The sequence below is a fragment of the Rhizobium sp. K33 genome (assembly GCF_056501445.1).
Genome location: NZ_CP096478.1, coordinates 2,976,039 through 2,998,086 on the forward strand (window position 1 = coordinate 2,976,039; position 22,048 = coordinate 2,998,086).

General features: G+C 61.7%; 20 protein-coding genes. 7 read left to right on the forward strand and 13 right to left on the reverse strand.

Features of this window, described 5'->3' with window-relative positions; translation table 11 throughout:
* Positions 1-4 precede the first annotated feature (4 nt).
* Complete coding sequence (gene pcaF / locus M1E12_RS14565) at positions 5-1,210, forward strand: 3-oxoadipyl-CoA thiolase (protein WP_479562295.1); 1,206 nt, start codon at positions 5-7, stop codon at positions 1,208-1,210.
* Between the two features lie 39 nt (positions 1,211-1,249).
* Here pcaF and M1E12_RS14570 read toward each other — a convergent pair whose 3' ends face one another.
* A complete protein-coding gene (locus tag M1E12_RS14570) occupies positions 1,250-1,852 on the reverse strand; it encodes a DUF922 domain-containing Zn-dependent protease (protein ID WP_479562296.1) in 603 nt (200 codons plus the stop codon).
* Between the two features lie 171 nt (positions 1,853-2,023).
* Here M1E12_RS14570 and M1E12_RS14575 point away from each other — a divergent pair, with 171 nt between their 5' ends.
* Entirely contained in the window at positions 2,024-4,036 is a 2,013-nt protein-coding gene (locus M1E12_RS14575) for a putative bifunctional diguanylate cyclase/phosphodiesterase (RefSeq protein ID WP_479562297.1), read from the forward strand.
* Between the two features lie 3 nt (positions 4,037-4,039).
* Here M1E12_RS14575 and M1E12_RS14580 read toward each other — a convergent pair whose 3' ends face one another.
* The 7 genes from M1E12_RS14580 to M1E12_RS14610 are packed head-to-tail and all read right to left on the reverse strand — an operon-like array spanning position 4,040 to position 11,558.
* Positions 4,040-4,813, reverse strand: a complete 774-nt coding sequence (locus M1E12_RS14580) for a copper homeostasis protein CutC (protein WP_310241162.1) — start codon at positions 4,811-4,813, stop codon at positions 4,040-4,042.
* On the reverse strand, positions 4,800-6,011 hold the full coding sequence (locus M1E12_RS14585) for an MFS transporter (RefSeq protein WP_479564892.1): 1,212 nt from the start codon (positions 6,009-6,011) through the stop codon (positions 4,800-4,802). Before M1E12_RS14585 ends, M1E12_RS14580 begins: the two co-directional genes overlap by 14 nt.
* Positions 6,012-6,070: 59 nt before the next feature.
* Positions 6,071-7,510, reverse strand: coding sequence for a M81 family metallopeptidase (locus M1E12_RS14590; protein ID WP_479562298.1), 1,440 nt, complete (start codon positions 7,508-7,510; stop codon positions 6,071-6,073).
* Positions 7,511-7,523: 13 nt separating this feature from the next.
* Complete coding sequence (locus M1E12_RS14595) at positions 7,524-9,455, reverse strand: beta-N-acetylhexosaminidase (RefSeq protein WP_479562299.1); 1,932 nt, start codon at positions 9,453-9,455, stop codon at positions 7,524-7,526.
* 25 nt (positions 9,456-9,480) lie between these two features.
* Positions 9,481-10,257 carry an SDR family oxidoreductase gene (locus M1E12_RS14600; RefSeq protein WP_479562300.1) on the reverse strand — a complete coding sequence of 259 codons (777 nt, stop codon included), beginning with the start codon at positions 10,255-10,257 and terminating at the stop codon, positions 9,481-9,483.
* Between the two features lie 31 nt (positions 10,258-10,288).
* Entirely contained in the window at positions 10,289-11,155 is an 867-nt protein-coding gene (locus tag M1E12_RS14605; RefSeq protein ID WP_479562301.1) for a MurR/RpiR family transcriptional regulator, read from the reverse strand.
* A 16-nt stretch (positions 11,156-11,171) separates the two neighbouring features.
* Entirely contained in the window at positions 11,172-11,558 is a 387-nt protein-coding gene (locus M1E12_RS14610) for a RidA family protein (RefSeq protein WP_203017842.1), read from the reverse strand.
* Positions 11,559-11,670: 112 nt separating this feature from the next.
* Here M1E12_RS14610 and M1E12_RS14615 point away from each other — a divergent pair, with 112 nt between their 5' ends.
* Genes M1E12_RS14615 through M1E12_RS14630 form a run of 4 tightly spaced genes read left to right on the forward strand, consistent with a single transcriptional unit; the run spans position 11,671 to position 15,255 of the window.
* Complete coding sequence (locus tag M1E12_RS14615) at positions 11,671-12,162, forward strand: hypothetical protein (protein WP_479562302.1); 492 nt, start codon at positions 11,671-11,673, stop codon at positions 12,160-12,162.
* Positions 12,163-12,199: 37 nt separating this feature from the next.
* A complete protein-coding gene (locus tag M1E12_RS14620; protein WP_479562303.1) occupies positions 12,200-13,681 on the forward strand; it encodes a M81 family metallopeptidase in 1,482 nt (493 codons plus the stop codon).
* Positions 13,678-14,769, forward strand: a complete 1,092-nt coding sequence (locus M1E12_RS14625) for a D-TA family PLP-dependent enzyme (protein WP_479562304.1) — start codon at positions 13,678-13,680, stop codon at positions 14,767-14,769. Before M1E12_RS14620 ends, M1E12_RS14625 begins: the two co-directional genes overlap by 4 nt.
* Positions 14,770-14,820: 51 nt before the next feature.
* Positions 14,821-15,255: a GFA family protein gene (locus M1E12_RS14630; RefSeq protein WP_479562305.1), complete on the forward strand. Its 435-nt coding sequence runs from the start codon at positions 14,821-14,823 to the stop codon at positions 15,253-15,255.
* An 82-nt stretch (positions 15,256-15,337) separates the two neighbouring features.
* Here the strand turns inward: M1E12_RS14630 and M1E12_RS14635 are convergent, their stop codons facing one another.
* The 5 genes from M1E12_RS14635 to M1E12_RS14655 all read right to left on the reverse strand — a co-directional run bounded on the left by M1E12_RS14635 (position 15,338) and on the right by M1E12_RS14655 (position 20,791).
* Entirely contained in the window at positions 15,338-16,468 is a 1,131-nt protein-coding gene (locus M1E12_RS14635) for an ABC transporter ATP-binding protein (protein ID WP_113461886.1), read from the reverse strand.
* A 99-nt stretch (positions 16,469-16,567) separates the two neighbouring features.
* The gene (locus M1E12_RS14640) at positions 16,568-17,788 is read right to left on the reverse strand and encodes an ABC transporter substrate-binding protein (protein WP_136537926.1); all 1,221 of its coding nucleotides are present in this window, start codon (positions 17,786-17,788) and stop codon (positions 16,568-16,570) included.
* Positions 17,789-17,853: 65 nt separating this feature from the next.
* Entirely contained in the window at positions 17,854-18,714 is an 861-nt protein-coding gene (locus M1E12_RS14645; RefSeq protein WP_479562306.1) for a carbohydrate ABC transporter permease, read from the reverse strand.
* Positions 18,711-19,595 carry a carbohydrate ABC transporter permease gene (locus M1E12_RS14650; protein WP_479562307.1) on the reverse strand — a complete coding sequence of 295 codons (885 nt, stop codon included), beginning with the start codon at positions 19,593-19,595 and terminating at the stop codon, positions 18,711-18,713. Before M1E12_RS14650 ends, M1E12_RS14645 begins: the two co-directional genes overlap by 4 nt.
* Before the next feature lie 11 nt (positions 19,596-19,606).
* The gene (locus M1E12_RS14655) at positions 19,607-20,791 is read right to left on the reverse strand and encodes a Gfo/Idh/MocA family protein (protein ID WP_479562308.1); all 1,185 of its coding nucleotides are present in this window, start codon (positions 20,789-20,791) and stop codon (positions 19,607-19,609) included.
* A gap of 484 nt (positions 20,792-21,275) precedes the next feature.
* Between M1E12_RS14655 and M1E12_RS14660 the strand changes: the two genes are divergently transcribed.
* Positions 21,276-22,043: a GntR family transcriptional regulator gene (locus M1E12_RS14660; RefSeq protein WP_113461892.1), complete on the forward strand. Its 768-nt coding sequence runs from the start codon at positions 21,276-21,278 to the stop codon at positions 22,041-22,043.
* Positions 22,044-22,048: the final 5 nt, after the last annotated feature.

The window sequence follows — 22,048 nt, forward strand, 5'->3', positions numbered from 1 at the left end:
ATTCGTGACCGAAGCCTTTATCTGCGATTACATCCGCACGCCCATCGGCCGTTTCGGCGGTTCGCTCTCCTCCGTCCGCGCCGATGATCTCGGCGCCGTGCCGCTGAAGGCGCTGATGGAGCGCCATGCCGGCATCGACTGGGAAGCCGTCGAGGACGTGATCTTCGGCTGCGCCAACCAGGCCGGCGAAGACAACCGCAACGTCGCCCGCATGTCCGCCCTGCTCGCCGGTCTTCCCGTCTCCGTCACCGGCACCACGATCAACCGTCTCTGCGGCTCCGGCATGGATGCCGTGATCACCGCTGCCCGCGCGATCAAGTCCGGCGAGGCCGAGCTGATGATCGCAGGCGGCGTTGAAAGCATGAGCCGTGCCCCCTTCGTCATGCCGAAGGCGGAAACCGCCTTCTCGCGCAATGCCGAGATCTACGACACCACCATCGGCTGGCGCTTCGTCAATCCACTGATGAAGAAGCAATACGGCGTCGATTCCATGCCGGAGACCGGCGACAACGTCGCAATCGACTTCAAGGTCTCCCGCGAGGATCAGGATGCCTTCGCCGTGCGCAGCCAGGCCAAGGCGGCGGAAGCCCAAGCCAATGGCCGACTGGCGAAGGAAATCGTGGCCGTCACCGTGCCGCAGCGCAAGGGTGACCCCGTGATCGTCGACCGCGACGAACATCCGCGCGCGACCTCGGTCGAGGCACTGGCCAAGCTGAAGCCGGTCAACAAGATGGACGGCGCCACCGTCACCGCTGGCAATGCGTCCGGCGTCAATGATGGTGCAGCCGCCCTGATCATCGCCTCGGAAGCCGCCGTGAAGAAATATGGCCTCAACCCCATCGCCCGCATCCTGGGTGGTGCGACGGCCGGCGTTCCGCCGCGCATCATGGGCTTCGGCCCGGCCCCGGCCTCGAAGAAGCTGCTCGCCCGCCTCGGCCTTTCCCAAGAGCAGATCGAAGTCATCGAGCTGAACGAAGCCTTCGCGAGCCAGGGCATCGCCACTCTCCGCGACCTCGGCATCGCGGACGACGACCCGCGCGTCAACCGTAACGGTGGCGCGATTGCACTTGGCCACCCGCTCGGCATGTCGGGCGCCCGCATCGCCGGAACCGCTGCTCTGGAGCTCAAGGAAACCGGCGGACGCTATGCGCTATCCACCATGTGCATCGGCGTCGGCCAGGGCATTGCGATTGCCCTGGAACGGGTCTGACACAAGATTGAAGGCGCCTCATGCGGGCGCCTTTTCATGTCACGGATTGAGGAAGGTGAGGATCAGCTGATGCACCGCACCGCCCGGTGACATCTCGACCTGGTCATATTCGCTGTGGCGCGCCACATGCGCATCCGAGATCGGCTTCAGCTGCGCCTGGAGAGCCGCGCGCACCTTCTTGCAGCCCGGATCATTTTCATCCCGCAGGCCGATCGACACATCCTGGATCTGCTGGGTCAGGTCCTTCATGAACTGCCCATGCAGTTTCTCGTGCTCGACGATGCCGTTGTAGAAGGTCTCCCACTTCGCCGCCACGTCGGCCGGCAGCTTCTGAGTAGGCTTCGGCAGCGTGTACGTGATAATGAGCTTGGGCTTCGCTGTCGCCAGCACGCAAGCCGCACCCTGCTGCTGGTAGTCGCGCTGCCATGTCAGCTTGAATGTGGTGTGGGCAATCACCCGCCCAAGGCTGAGCTTCGGGCCCCGCTCGCCGATCGACTGGTAGAGCGCCATCGGCGATGTGCCGTTCACCTTGTAGTGCTCGATCTTCTCCGTCGGCTGCCATTCTTGCGCACTGACCGGCAAGGCCATCCCCAGCGCGAACAGAAAGCCTGCAAATACAGTCGAACGGGGAATGAAACGCACGCGATGCTCCTTGGTGGTCGCCTCCTGATATCCGTGCACAACTGGCACTGCAACGACGATCTGCTCTCCATTCGCCCGCCTCGCCCGAAATTGATAATCGTCGCTTTCCGTAATTTTAACGGAGTCTCATATAGAAGTTGCAACGGGGAACGACGAGGAAAGCAGGCAGGCGTGGCAGAAAACGGAACAACGCAGGACAGGAAGACCCGCCTCGGCAGGTGGCTGGATCTCCTCAAGGTACCGAACGGCAACCCCGCGTTGACGGCTGCCCAGTTCGAGGCCTTTTCCAAGCAGGTCCCGCTGCTCTATTTCATTCTCGCGACCAACATGATCTCGCTGTCCTGGACTCATCAGGGCGCGGCACCAGACTATCTGGTGGTGTATCTGCCGGTCCTCATGACATCGCTTTTTGCGCTGCGCTCGCTGATCTGGCTGCGTGGACGCAATCGCCAGGGAACACCCGAACAGGCCTATCGCCAGCTCAGAGCCACCAACATCCTCTCCTTCCCGATCGCAGTCTTCTGCACTGGCTGGTCCGTCTCGCTTCTGCCCCATGGCGACGCTTACCAGCAGGCGCATGTGGCCTTCTTCATGGCCATCACCGTCATCGGCTGCATCTTCTGCCTGATGCATCTTCGATCGGCGGCCCTGATCGTGACGGTGACCGTCAATCTACCCTTCTTTGTGGTCATGTGCCTTTCCGGCGAGCCGACCTTCATCGCAACTGGCGTGAACGTCATTCTCGTCACGATGGCGATGATCATGATCCTCGTATCGCATTACCGCGATTTCCGGCAACTGCACGAATCCCGCAATGTCCTCATGCTGCAGCAGCAGGCCTTGCAGGAGCAGAACAAGGCCATGCAGGCGCTGTCGGACGAAAACCTGCGGCTTGCCAACCTCGACAGCCTGACACTCCTCGCCAACCGCCGCAGCTTCTTCCACATGCTGGAGACAGCCTTCGGGCGCGCCCGCAACGACAGCGCCATGCTCGCCGTCGGCGTCATCGACCTCGATGGCTTCAAGCCGGTGAACGATCTCTACGGACACTCCGCCGGCGACAAGGTGCTGATCGAGATCGGCGCGCGTCTCTCCTCGATCGGTGAAAGCAAGCTCTCGGTCTACCGCCTCGGAGGCGACGAATTCGGTCTTCTGCTCGAGGGCGACTGCAGCGAAAGCGACGTGATGGCGCTGGGGCAAAAGGTCTGCGAACTGATCGCCGAGCGCATCAATATCGGCAGCGGCATGGTGCAAGTCACCGGCTCCGTCGGCTTCGCCATCTACCCGGATGTCGGCGAAACCGGCCAGGAGATCTACGAGCTCGCCGATTATGCGCTCTATACCGCCAAGCGGCACCACCGCGCCGGCACTGTTATCTTCAACGCCGTCCAGGCAAACGAGTTGAACCGTCAGAAGGTTGTCGAGGAAGCGCTTGTCGCGGCCGATCTCGAGAAAGAACTGTCGCTCGTCTATCAGCCGATCACCTGCATCAACCGACGCATCTGCATCGGCTTCGAGGCGCTCGCCCGCTGGGAAAGCCCGCGCATCGGCCAGGTGTCGCCGGCCGAATTCATCCCCGTCGCCGAGCACAATGGCCGCATCACGTTGATGACCCGGATGCTCTTGGAAAGAGCCTTGAAGACGGCCGCCCTCTGGCCCGACGACGTCTACCTCTCCTTCAACCTGTCACCGCATGACCTGACATCGCCGGAAAACACGCTGAAGATCGTCTCGATCGTGCTGAAGAGCGACTTCGATCCCCGCCGCATCAATTTCGAGATCACCGAGACGGCGGTCATGCATGACTTCGAGCAGGCAAGCGCGTCGATCCAGATGCTGCGCGAACTTGGCGCCGGCATTTCGCTTGACGATTTCGGCACCGGCTATTCCAGCTTGAACCACGTGCACAAGCTGCCACTCACCAAGATCAAGATCGACGGAAGCTTCGTGCGCAACATTCACACCCGCCGCACCAGCTTCAATATCGTCAAATCGGTGCTGGCACTGTGCGCCGAGATGGAGCTGGAAGCGATCGTTGAAGGTGTCGAGACCGAAGAAGAACTGGGGATCCTGGAAAATCTCGGTGTCCGCGCGGTCCAGGGCTATTACTTCGGCAAGCCGATGGCAGCCGAGGATACGTTGAAGCGCCTTGCCCTGCAAAAGGCCCAGGCTTTGGCATCCTGAGGCCTAGCGGGCAGCACTCATCATCTGCGCCTTCAAGGCCCGGACGGTGTCGGCATCTGTCCGCCGGGTCGTCTCCGAGGAAAAACCAAGCTCCACGAGCCGAGCGTCGCTGGCGCTTGCCTCGCTGCAGGAAGCATGCAGCTCACGAATTCCGGGCAAAGCCAGGAGACGCGCCGCATTCTGCGGCCGCACCCCACCGCCCGGCATGATCGAAATGCGGCCTGCACTGCGGCTTGCCAGCTTCGTCAGCGTCTCCATCCCCTCTTCCGCATGCCGGGCGCCGCCGGATGTCAGGATGCGGGAGAAACCCAGTTCCACCGCGAGTTCAAGCGCGGCATCCATATCCGCGACCACATCGATTGCCCGGTGCAGCGTGAGATCGAGTCCGTCTGCCGCTCGGACAAGCCGACGGATGACATCGGCATCGAGGTTCGCATCCGCAGTGGTCGCACCGATCACCACTCCTGCCAGGCCCACGTCGCGCGCTGCAGCGATATCGGCCTCCATGACTGAAACCTCAGCCGCAGAATAGGTGAAGTCTCCGACGCGCGGACGGATCAACGCATAGACCGGAATGGAAGCCTTGGCTGCAACGGCCATGAAGCCGCGTGACGGGGTCAGTCCCCCTGAGCCGAGGGCCGAGCAGAGTTCGATGCGATCTGCGCCACCGGTGACTGCGGCATTGAGGCCGGCGACGTCGTCGACGCAGATTTCGAGCAGCGGGCCTGAAGCTTTGCTGGGAGACGTTGCCACCACCTGATCCTCACCCTTGTGCATGAAACCTCGGCTTTCGATCGAGCAGCCACAGCAGGCCGACGCCGGAGAAGCCGGCGATCGAGGCGATGATCGCCGTACCTGCATAGTCGCTGATGCTGGTGCCGAGCGCAAACATCAGCGAAGCCATGCCACCGCTCAAGAAGATATTGACCGCAATCAGCGAGCTGCCGAGGCCGGCCCGGTCGGCGATCAGGTTCTGCAGATAGGTGATCGGGATCGCGATGATGCCGGCCGCGCCAAGGCCTGCAACGACGGTCAGCAGATAGACGTCCATCGGGCGGTCGGCGAGGCCGAGAAAGACGAGATAGCTGCAATAGATCAGCGCTGCCGTGACCATGGCAAAGAGGATGGAGGTTCTAGCCTCCACCCATCCCCAAAAGAGGATGAAGATGATCTCGAGGAAAGCGACGATACCGACGATCACGCCGACATCGGCCGGTGTTCCGCCGGCCTTGCCGGTGACGATCAGCGGCAGGACAGTGCCATTGGCATGCAGCATGGCCGAGATCAGCGAAATCGCCAGAAGCCTTGGCAGGACGCTCGCCGAGCCGATCTGGCGGATGGAGCGGAAGAAGGAGTAGTGCTGCCGTTCCCCCTCCTGCACCGGCGGCAGACGATCGAGCCCGAAGACGAACAGCAGGAGGCAGACGACGCAGGCGAGGCTCGCGAGCAGGAAAGCCGGCAGCATGCTGGCCTGGCCAGCAAGAAGCGCCCCGACGATGCCGGGAACGAGCACCCATGAAGCAGACAAGACAGCCCGGACGGCAGAATTCACCGCCATCAGCTCGCGCACGGCCATGCCGGAGGAGACAGTGCGGATATTCGCGAAGATCAGCGAATTGATCGTGCCGAAGACCGGGATCAAGACCAGCGTTGCGATGGCAAACATGACAGGTGTCGGCACCACATAGACCAGCCCGAAACCGCTGATGCCGAAAAGCGCTGCCAGGATCATCGGCGACCGGAAATGGCCGAGCCGATCGGCGATGATGCCAGCCGTCACGCTGGCCGTAACATTCACCACGGCGGCTAGGAAGATCAGCACTGAGTAGACGGCGTCGGACAGTCCGAGTTCGCGGATGCCGATCAACGACATGTAGGGCGACGTCGCAGCGCCCGAGAAGCCGAAGAAGAAGATCGCGGCCGCACTGACCCGGATCGGCTTGTGGCGATAGACCACCGAAAAGGAGGACAACATCAAGGGTACAATCGGGTTGGGGATCGTGCCGCCGAAGGGGCGGCACCGACATCAATGTCTCAAGGGAATCGCGTCGAGAAGAAGACCTTCGGCATATAACTGAAATCCTTGACGAAGGGATAGCTCGGCTGATGGCGTCGGTGACTGGGCAGGTTCTCGATATCCTGGTTGATCACGCCGTCCGTCAGCGCCATCAGGTTGGGATTGGCGATCGGTGCAAGCTCCGGCGAAAGATAGCCAGACTTGACGACGAGCAGCCGCACCTTGGTCGGGTCGAGCCCGAGCCGGGTGAAATCCGCGATGTTGTGATAGGGCCGACGCCGCGCCGCGAGCACCAGCGTGATGCCGCCGATCCTGACGACCGCCTGTTGCTCGGCAGCCGAGCCGGGATCATCGAGAAAGACGACATCCGCCTCCAACTCGACCGACGGGCTTGCCGGATCGAGCGAACCTCCGACCTTGAGCGATACCCGCGCGCCGGCACCAGCTGCAAAACAGCGTTCGACGGCGGGTCGGTCCGTGATGCCGGCAATCAGGACGTCATCGATCGACCGCGCCAGAAGCGCCTTCAGCACATCCGCCCGATCGCCCACCCCACCACCGGTCGGGTTGTCGCCGGAGTCAGCGAGGATAATTGGCCGTGTCTCGGTGCGCTCAGCAATATCGAGCATCTCAGCCAACGGACCCGTAACCGGTCCAAAGCGGAAGTCTTCGCGCGCATCCCAGTAGGATTGCGCGATGGCCGCCGCGACCTTTTCAGCTGCCGCCTTGTCGACAGCCGTGACGACGGCGCAGGCCGTCCCGCGTGGCTCGTCGGCCCAGACATAGCCCACCATCAGGTTGGCGTCCCAGATGCCTGGCACGGCATCATGCTCCGGCAGCTTCAGATAGAGGCTCTTGGCCGGCTCGTCCTCGGTCGAGGTCCGCTCGCCTGGCAGGAGCACCGGAACCGGCGCCCAGGCAACACCCGGCTTCTCGCCCGTCGTGAGCGCTCGCACCAGCATCGACCACGCCCGCACCATTGTCTCGCGCACATCGATATGCGGGGCCGTGCGATACCCGGCGAAGATATCCAGCTGGTCGACAATCCTCTGGGTGACATTGCCGTGCAGGTCATAGCTCGCCGCAACCGGTACATCAGGCCCGACAACAGCGCGCGCCGCCGAAATCCAGTCACCCTCGGCATCATCCATGCCCTCGACATTCATCGCGCCATGCATGGCGAGATAGAGCCCGTCGATCGGCAGTGCAGCCTTCAGCCGCTCGAGGAACTCCGCCTTGAACCCCTCATAAGTCGCGCGCGCCAAGGGACCCCCGGGAACTGCGCGGGCATGCAGCAGGGGGAGATGTTCGACACCCTCCGCTTCGAGGAAGTCGAAATACTCATGCGCCAGCAGATCCGGCCCGCGCAGCACGCGAAAATCCTCCGGCTGCATCAGGACGGGAGACGAGGTCGAGCATTCGGTATGGATACCGCCAACGGCGATGCGGAAAGTCATGGTGCTGAAATCCTCAGTAGCGCGGGCTCAGTCGGACGATGGCGGCAAACCGCAGCCAGTCCTTGTTCTCCTTTGGCGTCCAGGCGGCCTCTGCGATGGCCGGAAGCCGCGGGAAGACGAGGTGGTTGAAGTAGTCACGGGTCAGGAAATGTTCGCACCAGATGCAGGCCTGCACGCCGCGCATGCGGGCCGCAAGCTCCGCCGGAAACTCGGCGACTGCCTCGTAAGTATAGGTATGCTTCGGCGGCACGGTGCCGGCCCAGCTGGCACCCGGCTCCTGGAAGGCCTCGTCCTGCACCATGTCGAGATAATAGGCTTGGCCCGGTGTCATGACGACGTCATAGCCCTGTTTCGCCAGTTCCAGCCCGACCTCCGGCTTTTGCCACGCCATCAGCAACGTGCCCTCAGGATCGACGCCGCCGCCATGGCTGACTTCGTCCCAACCGGCGAGCTTGCGGCCACGCTCGGCCAACATCTTCTGGATGCGCTTCATGAAATAGCTCTGCAGCCCGAAGGTGCCTTCGATACCTTCCTGCTCCATCAGCTTTCGCGCGAGCGGTGACGCCATCCAGGTATTGGCCGCCACTTCGTCGCCGCCGATATGAATAAGCTTCGACGGGAAGAGCTCGACCATCTCGTCGAAGACCTTGCCCAGCACCTCATAGGTGTATTCGATCGCCGGGTTCAGCGCATTGTTCGGATAACCCTGCACGGAGCGATAGCTGTCGGGCGCTTCCTGACCGTCGACAAGCTCCGGCAGGGCCACCAGCATCGCCGTGCTATGGCCGGGGATATCGATCTCCGGCACCACCTCGACCTGAAGGGCGGCGGCATGGGCAACGATGTCGCGCACCTCGTCCTGGGCATAGAAGCCGCCGACCGGCTCAGCACCATTGCCGAGCTGCGGCAGGAGCGGCTCGTCCGGCCCGCGCAACACGCCAAGCGTCGTCAGCTGCGGGAAGGCCTTGATTTCCAGACGCCAGGCTTCGTCATCGGACAAATGCCAGTGGAAGGTGTTCATCCGGAACCAGGCCAGGATGTCGATCAGCCGCTTGACGTCAGCGACCGGGTAGAACTGACGGGAGACATCGAGATGGCAACCGCGCCAGTCGTAACGCGGCTTGTCGGAGATCGTACCTGATGCGGGGAAACGGAAGGTCTCAGGCTGGGTGCGCGCACCATGCAACATCTGGGCGAGCAGGGTCAGCGCATATTGCAGGCCCGCAACGTCACCATAGGCGAGCGTGATGCCGTCAGCGGCGAAGTCCAGCTTATAGGCGGAGGCACCAAGCGCGTCGTCGGACTTGAGCGAGATCGCCCGGCCCTGATGTACCGGCACCAGCGACAGAGGCGCATGGCCGACCGCAAAGAGCCGGCAGAAGAGGCGCAGCACATTTTCGGCGGCGCGCAGCTCGACGAGCGAGGCGCCTTCCGCCGGATAAAGCGCGACGGGAAAACCTTCTCCGGCCACGAGTTCTGCTGAGGCCGGCCAGGGCAGCATGGCAAAGGGCTGAGACACCTTGCCCTCAGGCAGCAAGGCCGGAGGTGGCGCACTATGACTACCGCCGAGCATCAGATCCGCGACCGCCACAGCCGCATGCTGGCCGGTCGAGAGAGTGATGTAGGCGGACTTCGCCCCATCCGTCCTGTGTTTGGCCGGCCGCCAGAGGCCCCCGACCCGGAAGGTCCAAGATGCACCCGGCTGCAGCACGAAGCCGGCCGGCGGCGCGAACTGATGGAAGTTGGCGTTGCGCTTCAGGAAAACGGCGTTTTCGAGGAGCGGCTCTTCCAGATCCTTCACGCGGGTCAGCGACGTATAGGCGAGCTTGAAATCGGAAAGCGCCACGTCGGAGAGATTGACCAGCGTGAAGACGAAGGCGCCGCACTCGTCGCCTTCAACCGGATGCCACGCGTTTTCGAGGCGGAACTGAACTTCTGTTGCCATGGGGAATGCTCCTGGCTTGTCGGTGTCAATAGTTGTCGGATTGCGAGAAGGTTCGCGCGAGCTCGGCCTGACCGGCCGTCAGCCCGCAATCGACCGGCAGACAAACGCCTGTGATGGCCGCCGCCTGATCACTCGAAAGGAAGAAAACGGCATTGGCAATGTCCTCAGCCGTCGCGATGCGGCGCAGCGCATACCAGCGCTTGGCCTCTTCGAAGACTTGCGGATTGGCCGCAGCGCGCGCTTCCCAGGCCTGGGTGCGCACGGTGCCGGGGGCGACCGCATTCGAACGAATACCGTATTTGCCGTATTCGACGGCAATCAGCTTGGTAAGGTGAATAAGGCCCGCCTTCGCGGCGCTATAGGCGGGGTGACCGAAGACGGCCATGCCATTGACCGAGGAAATGTTGACGAGCGCGCCTTTGGACGCCTTCAGCGCCTCCTCAAAAGCGCGGAAGCAGAGAAAAGGCGCTTCGAGGTTAAGCGCATTGTCCTTGCGCCAGATCTCGCCATCGGTATCCCCAAGGCTGACGGCCCGCGCGGCACCCGCATTGTTGACGAGCGTGTGTACGAGCCCAAGCTCAGCCACCCGCGCGGCAGTCTCGGCGAGAGAAGCCTCATCCGTCACATCACACGTGAGCGGCACGAAACGCGGATCGCTTCCAAGCTCCACGATTGCCTTGTTCAATGCCGCAGTATCGAGATCCAGGAGCACTACGACGTCATGGCTATCAGCCAGACGCTTGGCGATCGCCCGGCCGATATCGCCGGCAGCGCCGGTCACGACGGCAACCCTATGCGTCACGGCGGATCTCCGACATGAATACGGGCATGGCTCAGTCTCCGAGAAGTTGCCGATCGTCCCCGCCATCGCGGTGTTCGACCAGCTGTTGCTTGATATGGCGCAGCGTCACCTGCGACTGCTTGCGGTTGCGATAGGCGACCAGGCTCGCGATGACATCGACGACGGCGAGATAGGCAAAGCGCGTCGAGGTCGGCCGGAAGATGTTTTCGCCCTCCGGCAGATCGATGCCGATGACGAGTTCGGACGCTTCGGCCACCAGGCTGTTGCTCTGGGTCAGCGCGATCGTGGTGATGCCGTTCTCGCGGGCGAGCTTGAAGCACTTGACCAGCTCGGCGTTGCGACCCGAAAACGACGAGCCGATGAGCACATCGTTGGAGCGGGCGGCGGCTGTCAGCATCAGCTGCATATTGTGGTCGGCCGAGGCCGTCACCCGCGACCCCAGTCGGAAGAGGCGGTTCTGGATCTCGCCCGAGATCATCGACGAATTGCCGCCGGAGCCGAAGGCATAAACCATCTCTGCCCTCGCCAGCCGGTCCGCCACCTTGTCGAGGACGATAGGATCGAGCGCCCGATGCACCATGAACATGGCGTTCTGCGCCTTGGTGATGACATCGGTCGCAACGTCGGCAGGCTCGGTGCTCTGAGCCTCCGGATTGAGATAGCGCACCCCGACATAGGCCGTGCGCGCCAGGCTCACCTTGAAATCGGCGAAGTTTTGGCAGCCGAGACGACGGCAGAAGCGCGTCACCGTCGGCGGCGAGACCTCTGCCTTCTCGGCCAGCTCGATGATCGAGGCATTGACCGCGAAGTCGAAGGAGTTGAGCAGGATATCCGCGATGCGTTGCTCGGAGGCCGAAAACTGCCCTGCCTCTTCCTGAATGCGCGCGAAGATATCCAATGCCCTGCCCTCTCTCTTATTTCGAAGACTTGAAGGCTACGCAGTCGATCTCGACCTTGCAATCGACCATCATCGAGGCCTGGACGCAGGCCCGCGCCGGCGGATGCTCGCCGAAATACTGCTGGTAGATCTTGTTGAAGGTCCAGAAGTCGCGGGGGTCATCAAGCCACACGCCGCAGCGCACCACATGTTCCAGCCCATAGCCAGCCTCGTCCAGAATGGCGATGACATTGGCGATCGTCTTGTGGGTCTGCTCGATGATGCCGCCCGGAATGATCTCGCCATCTTCCATGGCCACCTGGCCAGAAACATAAAGCCAGCCATCGGCCTCGACGGCCCGGGCAAACGGCAGCCGCTGGCCACCGGCACCCGCCTTCTCGGCCCCGTAACGCTTGATCGTCATGGACACCTCTCATGCAAATTATTTTCTTCGATCGTTGACAAACGACCACAAAAAACGGATTTTGACCAGACAAAATCGACATTCATGAAAAGAATTTAAAAGCGGGGAAGAAATGCGCGACCCATTCCAGAATCCGTTTCCGGCAACGGACGAAGCCCGCCATGCCATCTGGGAGATGCTTGTCCCCCGCGATATCGATGCCTTCCTCGCCGCCGACTGGAGCATGGTCGCCCATGATTTCGTTGAAGACGGCTTTATCGGCATCAGCGGCAATCGCGAGGAAGATCCGGACAAGTGGACGCTCGCCTTCCCTGATCTCGCCGCCTATCGCGACGAGTGGCTGAAGCAGGCCAAGGACTTCGCGGCCCAGACCTATGGCGAAGATCCGCGCACCGCGATCTTCACGACGACGACGCTGGAAGAGATCGAGATCTCAGGCGAGACGGCACTGGTGCGCAAGAAGTTCGACGGCGGGATCAAGAAAGCCGACGGCACATTCGACGTCATGCGCTGGCAGACGCTCTATTATTGCCGCCTGCATGACGGCCGCTGGAAAATCTCGGGCTTTACCGGTTATCTGCCCAATCCCATGGGCAAGCGCTGAACCGCCCTCAAACCCTCAAGACCCCGGAGGTCAGCCTTTGCGCATCTTCACCGCCGCGCTTGCAACGGAAACGAACACCTTCTCCCCGATCTGCATCGACCGGCGCGCCTTCGAGGATTCGCTCTATGCACCTCCGGGTGAACACCCCGCGACGCCGACCCTTTGCACCGCCCCCATGACGGTGGGCCGCAAGGTCTGCAATGACAAGGGCTGGACGCTGATCGAAGGCACGGCGGCCTGGGCTGATCCGGCAGGCCTGATCAACCGGCAGGCCTTTGAAAGCCTGCGCGACGAGATCCTCGATCAGCTGCGTGCCGCCATGCCCGTGGATGCCGTTGTGCTCGGCCTGCACGGCGCCATGGTCGCCGACGGCTATCTTGATCCGGAAGGCGACCTCCTGACCCGCATCCGCGAGATCATCGGCCCCGACATTCTGCTCTGCGCCGAACTCGATCCGCATAGCCATCTCACGGCAAAGCGCGTCGCAGCCGCCGATTTCTTTGTCGTCTTCAAGGAATTTCCGCATACCGATTTCGTCGATCGCGCCGAGGATCTCTGGCGGATCGCGGTCGACACGCTGGAGGGCCGGGTGAAGCCGGTCATGTCGGTCTTCGACTGCCGCATGATCGATGTCTTCCCGACGTCGCGCGAACCGATGCGCAGCTTTGTTGACAGACTTGTGGCCATCGAGAAGGTCGATCCGGAGGTCTTGTCGCTCTCCGTCATCCATGGCTTCATGGCGGGCGACGTGCCGGAGATGGGCACGAAGACGATCGTGGTCACCGACGGTAATCCGGAAAAGGGCGCGATGCTTGCGCGAGAGCTTGGCCTCGATCTCTTTGCCAAACGCGGCACTTTCATGATGCCGCAGATCGACGAGAAGGCGGCGCTGGATCAGGCACTCGCCTACCCGGAGGGTCCGGTCGTCATTGCCGACATGTGGGACAATCCGGGTGGCGGCACGGCGGGTGACGCGACCGTGATCCTTGAGGAAATGCTGGCACGTGGCGTGACGAATGCCGCCGTCGGCATGATCTGGGATCCGATCGCCGTGCAGATCTGCATGGCGGCCGGCGAAGGCGCAGAAATCCCCTTGCGGTTCGGAGCCAAGTCAGCACCCGGCACCGGCCATCCGATCGACGGTCTGGTGAAGGTGGTCAAGGTCGTACCCGATGCCGAGATGCGTTTCGGCGACAGCATCGCGCCTTTCGGCGATGCGGCCCATATCAACCTCAACGGCATCGACATCATCCTGAGCTCGGTCCGGGTCCAGAGCTACGACCCGTCTCTCTTTACGGCACTCGGCATCGACCCGACAGCCAAGCACCTGCTCGTGATCAAGTCGACCAACCACTTCTACGCGGCCTTCTCGCAGATCGCCTCGGAAATCCTCTACTGTGCCGCCGGCACGCCCTATCCCAACAATCCGGCCAACACGGCCTATCGCCATGTGCGCCGCGACATCTGGCCGATCATGGCCAATCCGCATGATGCACCCGAAGGCAGCGAGGCCGCATGACGGAACTTCCCCGCCCCAGGATCGGCCAGCCGATATCTGAACTCTCGACGCCTCTGCCGCTGATCGACGAAGAGAAGCTCGCTGCAAACATCGCCCGTGTACAGGCCTATATGGACAGCCACGGCCTCGCCTTCCGACCGCACATCAAGACGCATAAGATCCCGACGATCGCTGACGCACAGGTGAAAGCAGGCGCGAAGGGCATCAACTGCCAGAAGATCACCGAAGCGGAGGTCTTCGCCGATGCTGGCTTCGAGGACCTGCTGATCACCTTCAACATTCTGGGCGCGGAGAAGCACAAACGGCTTGTGGCGCTGAACAGCCGCATTTCGGGCCTGAAGGTGGTCGCCGATAGCGAGACCACCGTGCGCGGCCTTTCCTGCGCCGTCTCGCAGACGCGTCCCCTCACCGTCCTCGTCGAATGTGATACCGGCGGCGGACGCTGCGGCGTCCAGACCCCGCAGGCCGCCATTGCGCTGGCTGAAGCCATCGCTGCCGCCCCTGGCCTCACCTTCGGCGGCATCCTGACCTACCCGAAGGCGGACACCGAGGAAGCAGTCGAAGCCTTCTTCGCCGCAACGCTCGCCGGCCTCGCCGCCCGCGGCATCCCCTGCCCGATCGTCTCCAATGGCGGAACGCCAAGCCTCTTCTCCGCCCACAAGGTGACCTCGGCGACCGAGCACCGGGCCGGTACCTATGTCTATAACGATCGCGCCATGGCGAGATCAGGTCATTGCAGCCTCGACGACTGCGCCATGCACATCCTGGCGACCGTCGTCTCCCGCCCGACCGAGGATCGCGCCATCCTCGACGCCGGCTCCAAGGCCCTGACCTCGGATCTCCTCGGCTTCTCCGACTACGGCATGATTGTCGACTACCCGGAGGCCGTCATCACTGGCCTTTCCGAGGAGCACGGCACCGTCGATCTCTCCAAGGTTCAGGGACGGCGACCGGAGATCGGCGAAAAGGTGAGGATCATCCCGAACCACACCTGCGTCGTGTCGAACCTCTTCGACATCATGACCTTCCAACGCGACGGGATCGTCACGAGAGTGGAAGAGGTCGCAGCGCGCGGGCTTGTTTGGTAGCAGCTTGCGGATTCTTCTCCTCCAGTCCTAGTTTGTAAGGGGAGGACGATCATGACTGAGAAGACCAAGGGTTCGGACGCACGCCGGCTGCGTGGGGGCTGCATGTGCGGCGCCGTAACCTACGTGGTTACGGATCGCTTCCTCTATGCGATGAACTGCCACTGCTCGAAATGCCGCCGAACCACAGGCTCGGCTTTCAAGCCGATCGCGGGTGTGGCGGTCGAGGACTTTGCCGTGACAGGAAGTTCGGAGGCTCTGTTTCGCCACGGCGATCCTGAGGGGATCCATGACATGCACTGCCGCACCTGCGGCTCCCTCATCTATTCCTGGATTGCCGAAAACGGCAGCGTGAAAGTCCATGTGCCGATGGGCACGCTCATTGACCCACCTTCAATGAAGCCTTCCATGCATATCTTTGTCGGCTCCAAGGCGCCCTGGTACGAGATCCTAGACGACCTACCGCAGTTTGAAGAATTTCCAGACTAAACGGGTTCAGTCCCCACAAACGAAAAAAGGTCCGCCCGAAGGCGGACCAGGGGATTGGCCTTTGGCGTGGCCGGGAGGAAGCTTATTCGGCCGCCGTGACGGAGGCCGGAAGATCAAGGACGCGCCAGTCGATGCGCCGTTCCAGCGCCTGACCATTGGCATCGAAGAGATGGCAGTCGGAGGCCATGATGCCCGTCGTCATGGGCTGTTCGGCGCGCACTGGCGCAGAGCCGGGCAGCAGCGCGCAATAGGGCTCGCCGTTCGGCAGCGCCGCATAGGCGATGGTGTTGATGCCGAGACGCTCGATGACGGACGGCGTCACCAGGATGTTGAGGTCGCCGTCGCTGAGGCGCGTATGCTCAGGCCGGATGCCCAGCGTCAGCGTCTGGCCGACGAGATCGGAGCGTCCGTCGACCGGGATCAGCGCGGTCTGGCCTTCATAGGATATCGTGACTCCGATCGCATCGACGCCGACACAGGTAACAGGCACGAAGTTCATCTTCGGATTGCCGATGAAGCCGGCAACGAAGGTGTTCTGCGGCTTGTGGTAAAGCTCGAGCGGGGCGCCGACCTGGGCGATATTCCCCGCATTCAACACAACGATCCGGTCGGCCATGGTCATGGCCTCGACCTGGTCGTGGGTGACGTAGATCATGGTCGCGGCAAGGTCGCGATGCAGCTTGGTCAGCTCGATGCGCATGTCGGCGCGCAAAGCCGCATCGAGGTTCGACAACGGTTCATCGAAGAGGAAGATCTTCGGTTCGCGGACAATGGCACGGCCGATCGCGACGCGCTGGCGCTGACCGCCGGACAATTGGCCGGGGCGCTGCTGCAGGCGCTGGTCGAGTTGCAGGATCTTGGAGACGGCCCCCACCTTCTCGCGGATCTGCTCCTCCGGCAGCTTCTCGACGCGCAACGGAAAGGCGATGTTCTCGAAGACGGACATATGCGGGTAGAGCGCATAGGACTGGAAGACCATGGCGATGCCGCGCTCCACCGGCGGCTTGTCGTTGACACGTTCGCCGTCGATGACGATGTCACCGTCGGTGGTGTCGTCGAGGCCTGCGATCATACGCAAGAGCGTGGACTTGCCGCAGCCCGACGGCCCGACGAAAACGACGAACTCGCCGTCCTTCACCTCGAGATCGACACCCTTGATGACCTCGAAATGCCCGTACGACTTGCGCACCTTTTTCAGAAATAGCTGACCCACGACCCTTAGTCTCCACTGCCGATCCGTCGCAGATCGGCCAAATAAGCCTGATGAAATCCGCGGGCCGAAGCCGGCCCGCGGAGCCTCGGTTGCCCGAGATTATTTGTACTGCTCGAGGTCGGCGGCTGCCTTCTTCAGCGCATCGGCCGGTTCGGCCTTGCCGGTGACAACCGACTGGACCATCTCGATCATGACGTTCTGGAAGCCCTTGTAGTCGGTGAAGAGCGGCTCAGGACCACCATAGGCGATACCGTCGATGAACGGCTTCCAGAAGGGCTCCTTGGCGACGAATTCGTCGACAACCGGGCCGGGACGGAGCGGCGTGAGGCCAGCGCCGCCCTGCAGTTCGTATTCATGCTGGATGTCGGTGGACGTGATGTACTTGGCAAACTCGATCGCCTTTTCCTCGACGCCCGAACCCGAGAAGATCGCGAGGCTGTCGGTGATCAAGAGCGTGCCTTCACCCTTGGCCGACGGACCCTGCGGCAGCGGAGCAACGCCCCAGTTGATCTGAGTGTCCTTCAGGCGATAGGCAGCGCCCGAACCGGCCTGGATCATGCCGACCTTGCCATCGAGGAAGATGGCGCGGATTTCGTTCTGCTCGTAAGCGGTCGCACCTTCGACGGAGTAAGGTGTGATGTCCTTGTAGGCCTGAAGTGCGGCCAGCACTTCCGGGCTGTCCATGACGATCGTATCGCCGTCGATGACCTTGCCGTTGTTGGTATACACCCAGTGCATGAACTGGTGCATGGTGTTGTCGAAGGTCTTGGCCGGCAGGCCGTAACCGGCAATGCCGGTCTTTTCCTTGATCTGCTTGGCGAATTCGATCTCTTCCGCCCAGGTCTTCGGCGGGGTTTCCGGGTCAAGGCCAGCCTGCTTGAAGAGGTCCTTGTTCCAGTAGAGAGCCTTGGTCGAGAAGGCGATCGGAACGCCCCATTGCGTATCGTCGAAGGTGACGGTGTCGACGATGTTAGGATAGTAGGAGGCCTTTTCCTCATCCGTCATCGGAACCGGGACGATCAGTTCGTTCTGGGCAAATTCCTTCAGCGTACGCGAGCCGACATAGGCCATGGCAACCGGGGTACCGGCAACAGCAAGCGTCGTCGCCTTGTCCTGGCACTGCTCCCAGCCGACGACTTCCGGCTTGACCTTCCAGCCTTCGTTCTTGCTCTCCCATTCGGCGATGTATTTTTCGTGGATCGGATCGATCACGTCGCCGCAGTAGATCCAGCTGATTTCCTGGTCGGCTGCAAGCGTGGTGAGCGCCGAGCTTGCGAGCAGGGCAAACGAGCCTGCGAGCATGGTCAGTTTTCTTGTCATCGGTAGTTCCCCTTTGTTGACAGGTTGAAAGCGTCCGGTTGGCCCGAATTTTTGTTTGGCAGCCTCTATTTCACGGCACCGGCGGTGAGCCCGCTGACGAGGTAGCGCTGCAGGAAGAAGATCACGATCATGGCGGGTGCGATCCCGACGAAGCTCGCCGCCATCAGCTCATTCCAGATGACCTCCTGGCGACCGAAATAGGCAAAGAGCCCGATCGGCAGCGGCATGTATTCGGTCTTGGAGTTGAAGGTCAGCGCGAAGATGAACTGCTGGGCATAGGCACCGATGAAGGTGGTGATGGCAACGACCGCGATACCCGGCATGGCGAGCGGCAGGACGACACGTCGGAAGGTGTAGAAATAGCTCGCACCATCGACATAGGCCGCCTCTTCCAGTTCCCGCGGAATACGCATCATGTAGGTGCGCAGCAGCCAGATGGCCGTCGGGATGAGGAAGGCCACACCCGGCACGATCATGGCGAAATAGGTGTTGAGGACGCCGAACGAGCGCATCAGCCGGAAGAGCGGAATGAGCAGTACGGCGCCGGAGAACATGTTGACCGCGAGGAAGGCGCCGAGCAGCTGGCCACGGCCGCGGAACTCGAACCGGGCAAAGGCATAGGACGCCGGCACCACCAGCAGCAGCACGACGAAGGTCGCGATCGTGGAAATGAAGAAGGAGTTGAAGATGTAGCGCGCAAAGCCTGGCACGCTCTCCCACATCGTGAAATAGGCGTCGAACGAGCCGTTTTCCGGCCAGAAGCGATAGGGAGAGGAGAAAAGCTGGCTGAGCGGCTTCAGCGATACCAGGAAGCCTTCGACGAAAGGCGCGAGCACGAAGGTAAGGAAAAGCGCGATGCCTGTATAGATCCCGACCAGCTCGTACCAGCGATAGCGGTTGATCAGGGCTGTCTTGTCGTAGCTCATCGGGCGTGCTCCTGCGAAAGACGGCTGGTCACGCGGAAATAGGCGACGCAGAAGATCGACAGGAAGATGCAGATCAGCACTGCGCGGGCAGCTCCTTCGCCGTATTTCTTCGAGCCGATTGCCGTGTGGTAGGTGTCGATGATCATCGTGGTGGTTTCGCCGCTCGGACCGCCACGCGTCAGGATCCAGATGATGTCGAAAGAATTGAAGGTCGAGATCAGCGAAATCATCGACATGGTGATCATTGCCGGCAGGATCAGCGGCAGGGTGATGCGGCGGAAGCGATAGAAGCGACCCGCGCCATCGGTCCAGGCGGCCTCGTACAGATCCTGCGGGATCGCCTGCATGGCAGCCAGCATGTAGAGCGTCACCATCGGCACGCCGATCCACACATCGGTGAAGATCGTCGCCCAGAAGGCGGTCGAGCCATAGGCGAGGAAGGCAACGGGGCCATCCACCACGCCCATGCGCTGCAGCACGCCGGAGATCATGCCGAACTGGCCGTTATACATCCAGCCCCACATGAAGATGCCGATGGCCATCGGCACGATCCATGGCGGCATGGTCAGCACTCGGAAGAGCGTGCGGCCCGGCACGGCGGCATTCAGCATCGCCGCGCCGAAGGTGCCTATGATCATCTTGATCGACACCGAGAAGAAGGTCCAGATGAAGGTCCTGACAATGACGGTCGCAAAGGTGTCGTTGAAGATCTTCTCGTAATTGACCCAGCCCACCCAGTTCGTCGTCTTCTTGAGCGACGCATCGGTGAACGACAGGATGAAGGTATCGACGAGCGGATAGGCGACGATCGCGGTGATATAGAGAAGTGCTGGCGCAATCAGCAGCCAGGCGAAGATGATGGCGCTTTGGCGAGCCTGCATCCGACCGCTCCTTATGCCGAACGCATGCGGGAAGGGGCGTCCGACGCGCCATGCAGGCAGGCATCGAACTTCTCCCAGACCGGCTTCAGGTCGACGACCTTGCGGCCGAGCCGCGCCTCGTCCATGGCAAGCGCCAGGATCCCGGCTTCGAGCGCATCGATGGCGGACACCGGCTGCTTGGCACCGGTCTGCACGAAGGCGATGACATCTTCGGCCATCTGCTCGTCCGCACCGTAATGCTGTGAGAGGGCAGACGGCGCCTTGTAGGTGTTTGCGATCACCTTCTCATTGGTGCGGGCGTCATGCACATCCATGAAGCCGCGGACGAAATCGCCTTCGGCCATGCCCTTGGAGCCGATCACGCAGAAACGGCGGAACTCGTCCGGAACGTTGAGATTGGTGTGGAAGGTCATCGACACGCCGTTCTCGTATTCGACGATCGCGGTCTGGTAGTCGATGATGTCGCCGTCGCTGTCGAACACCTTGTCGGAGCCCTGCCAGCCGCTCGGCTTGCGGTGATAGACGTTGAGATCATTGACGCCGGACGCCTCCGGCGCGTTTTCCGGAACGAAGCTCTTGCGGCCGCCGAAGCTTGCGACGAAACGCGGGCGGGCGCCGACGACGCCGTTGTAGAGATCGAGGTCGTGGCAGCACTTTTCCAGCATGAAGCCACCGGCATAGCGGCCGTAACGGCGCCAGTCGCGCATGAAAAAGGCGCCGTGGTAGGGCTGAATGTGCTCGGACGCCTCGATCGAGACGACATTGCCGAGCCGCCCTTCTTCCTGCGCCTTGCGCAGATCGCGGTAAAGCGGGGAGTAACGCAGAACCAGGCCGACCAGCAGCCGGTCATGGCCATAGGTATTGAGCAGAGAGGCAAGCGCATAGCTTTCCTCGATGCTGGTCACGATCGGCTTCTCGGTGAAGACCGTAAGGCCAGCCTCAAGCCCGATGCGGATATGATCGAGATGCAAATGGTTGGGCGAACCGATCATCAGAAGGTTGAAGGTTTCGCCGGCGATCAGGGCTTCGGGCGTGTCATAGGCCTTGCCGGGAGAGATGCCGAATTCGTCGAGCGTGGCCATGCCGGCGGGTGCCGGATCGACATAACCGACGATCTCGAAGCTCGGGTCGATCTCCTTGAAAACCCGACCCAGATAACCAAGACGGAATCCGAGTCCGACAATCGCGACCTTCATAATGCATTCCCCTGCTTTCGTAATTATTTTTCGCAGACTGCGTCAAATTTCCGACATCGTCAACAAGGCGAGCGAAAAACTCGCCATTGATGAAAATCGTTTTCACAGCTGTCTGCGTGATCGGATGAAGAGCTGGATCAGCGATGCCCCTGCAGCCTCGAGTGTTTCCACTGCGTACGCCATCCAGAGGTTTCGGATTGGGCTCCTCTCCAATCGTTAATTTAAGATACCAAAACTAGTCCAATCGTAAAGCGACTTCTGCCGAATTCGCGCCTAAAACACCCAAATTGCTGTTTTCATGTGAGGATTTCTGACTTCCCACCATGTCGGAGCGATAAAATTCAAAACCATTTGCGAAATAGGTTTCTGGTTGGTATTGTTTTGAGAAAGACCACGGAGGGGACGCAAGCATGCTGACGCATAAGATCGATGTCGCGGCTGCCCCTTGCTTGCGATTTGACCATCATCAGGGCAGAGGACACGCATGAGCACACCCCTACCCCTGGAACAGCTGCAATCGGTTCGCGGCGGACCGCTTTACGTCAAGCTCCGCAAGATGATTGAAGACGCGGTCGCCTCCGGCCGCCTCAAGCATGGTGAGGCCCTGCCGGCGGAGCGCGATATTGCCGAAGCGGCAGAGATCAGCCGCGTGACGGTGCGCAAGGCGATCGACGAACTGGTGGATGAGGGCCTTCTCGTGCGCCGCCGGGGATCCGGCACCTTCGTCGTCAAGCCCGTGCCGCGCATGCAGCAGCCGCTGAGCCAACTCACCTCCTTCACCGAAGACATGCGCCGCCGCGGCATGGTCGCCGGCTCCCGCTGGCTGAGCCGTGGCCTGTTCTACCCGACAGCCGAAGAAACCATGATGCTGGGTCTCGTCAGCGGTGCACGTGTGGCTCGCATCGACCGCTTGAGAACCGCCAATGATATGCCGATTGCGCTGGAGCGCACGAGCCTTCCGGACGACCTTCTGCCGGATCCCGATAAGATTGAGGACTCGCTCTATCTCTGCCTGCTCGACGCCGGCATTCGACCGGTCCGAGCCAATCAGCGCATTTCGGCCGTGCTCCTGAAGGACGAGGAAACCAAACTGCTCGGCGTTCCGCCCGGCTCGGCCGCACTCTCGGTGCAACGCATTGCCTATCTCGAAACCGGCCGCGTGATGGAAATGTCGCGCGCCCTTTATCGCAGCGACGCCTATGACCTGGTGGCCGAACTCGGCATCGGCTCGCCCATGAAGCCTCAAGACTGAAAGCG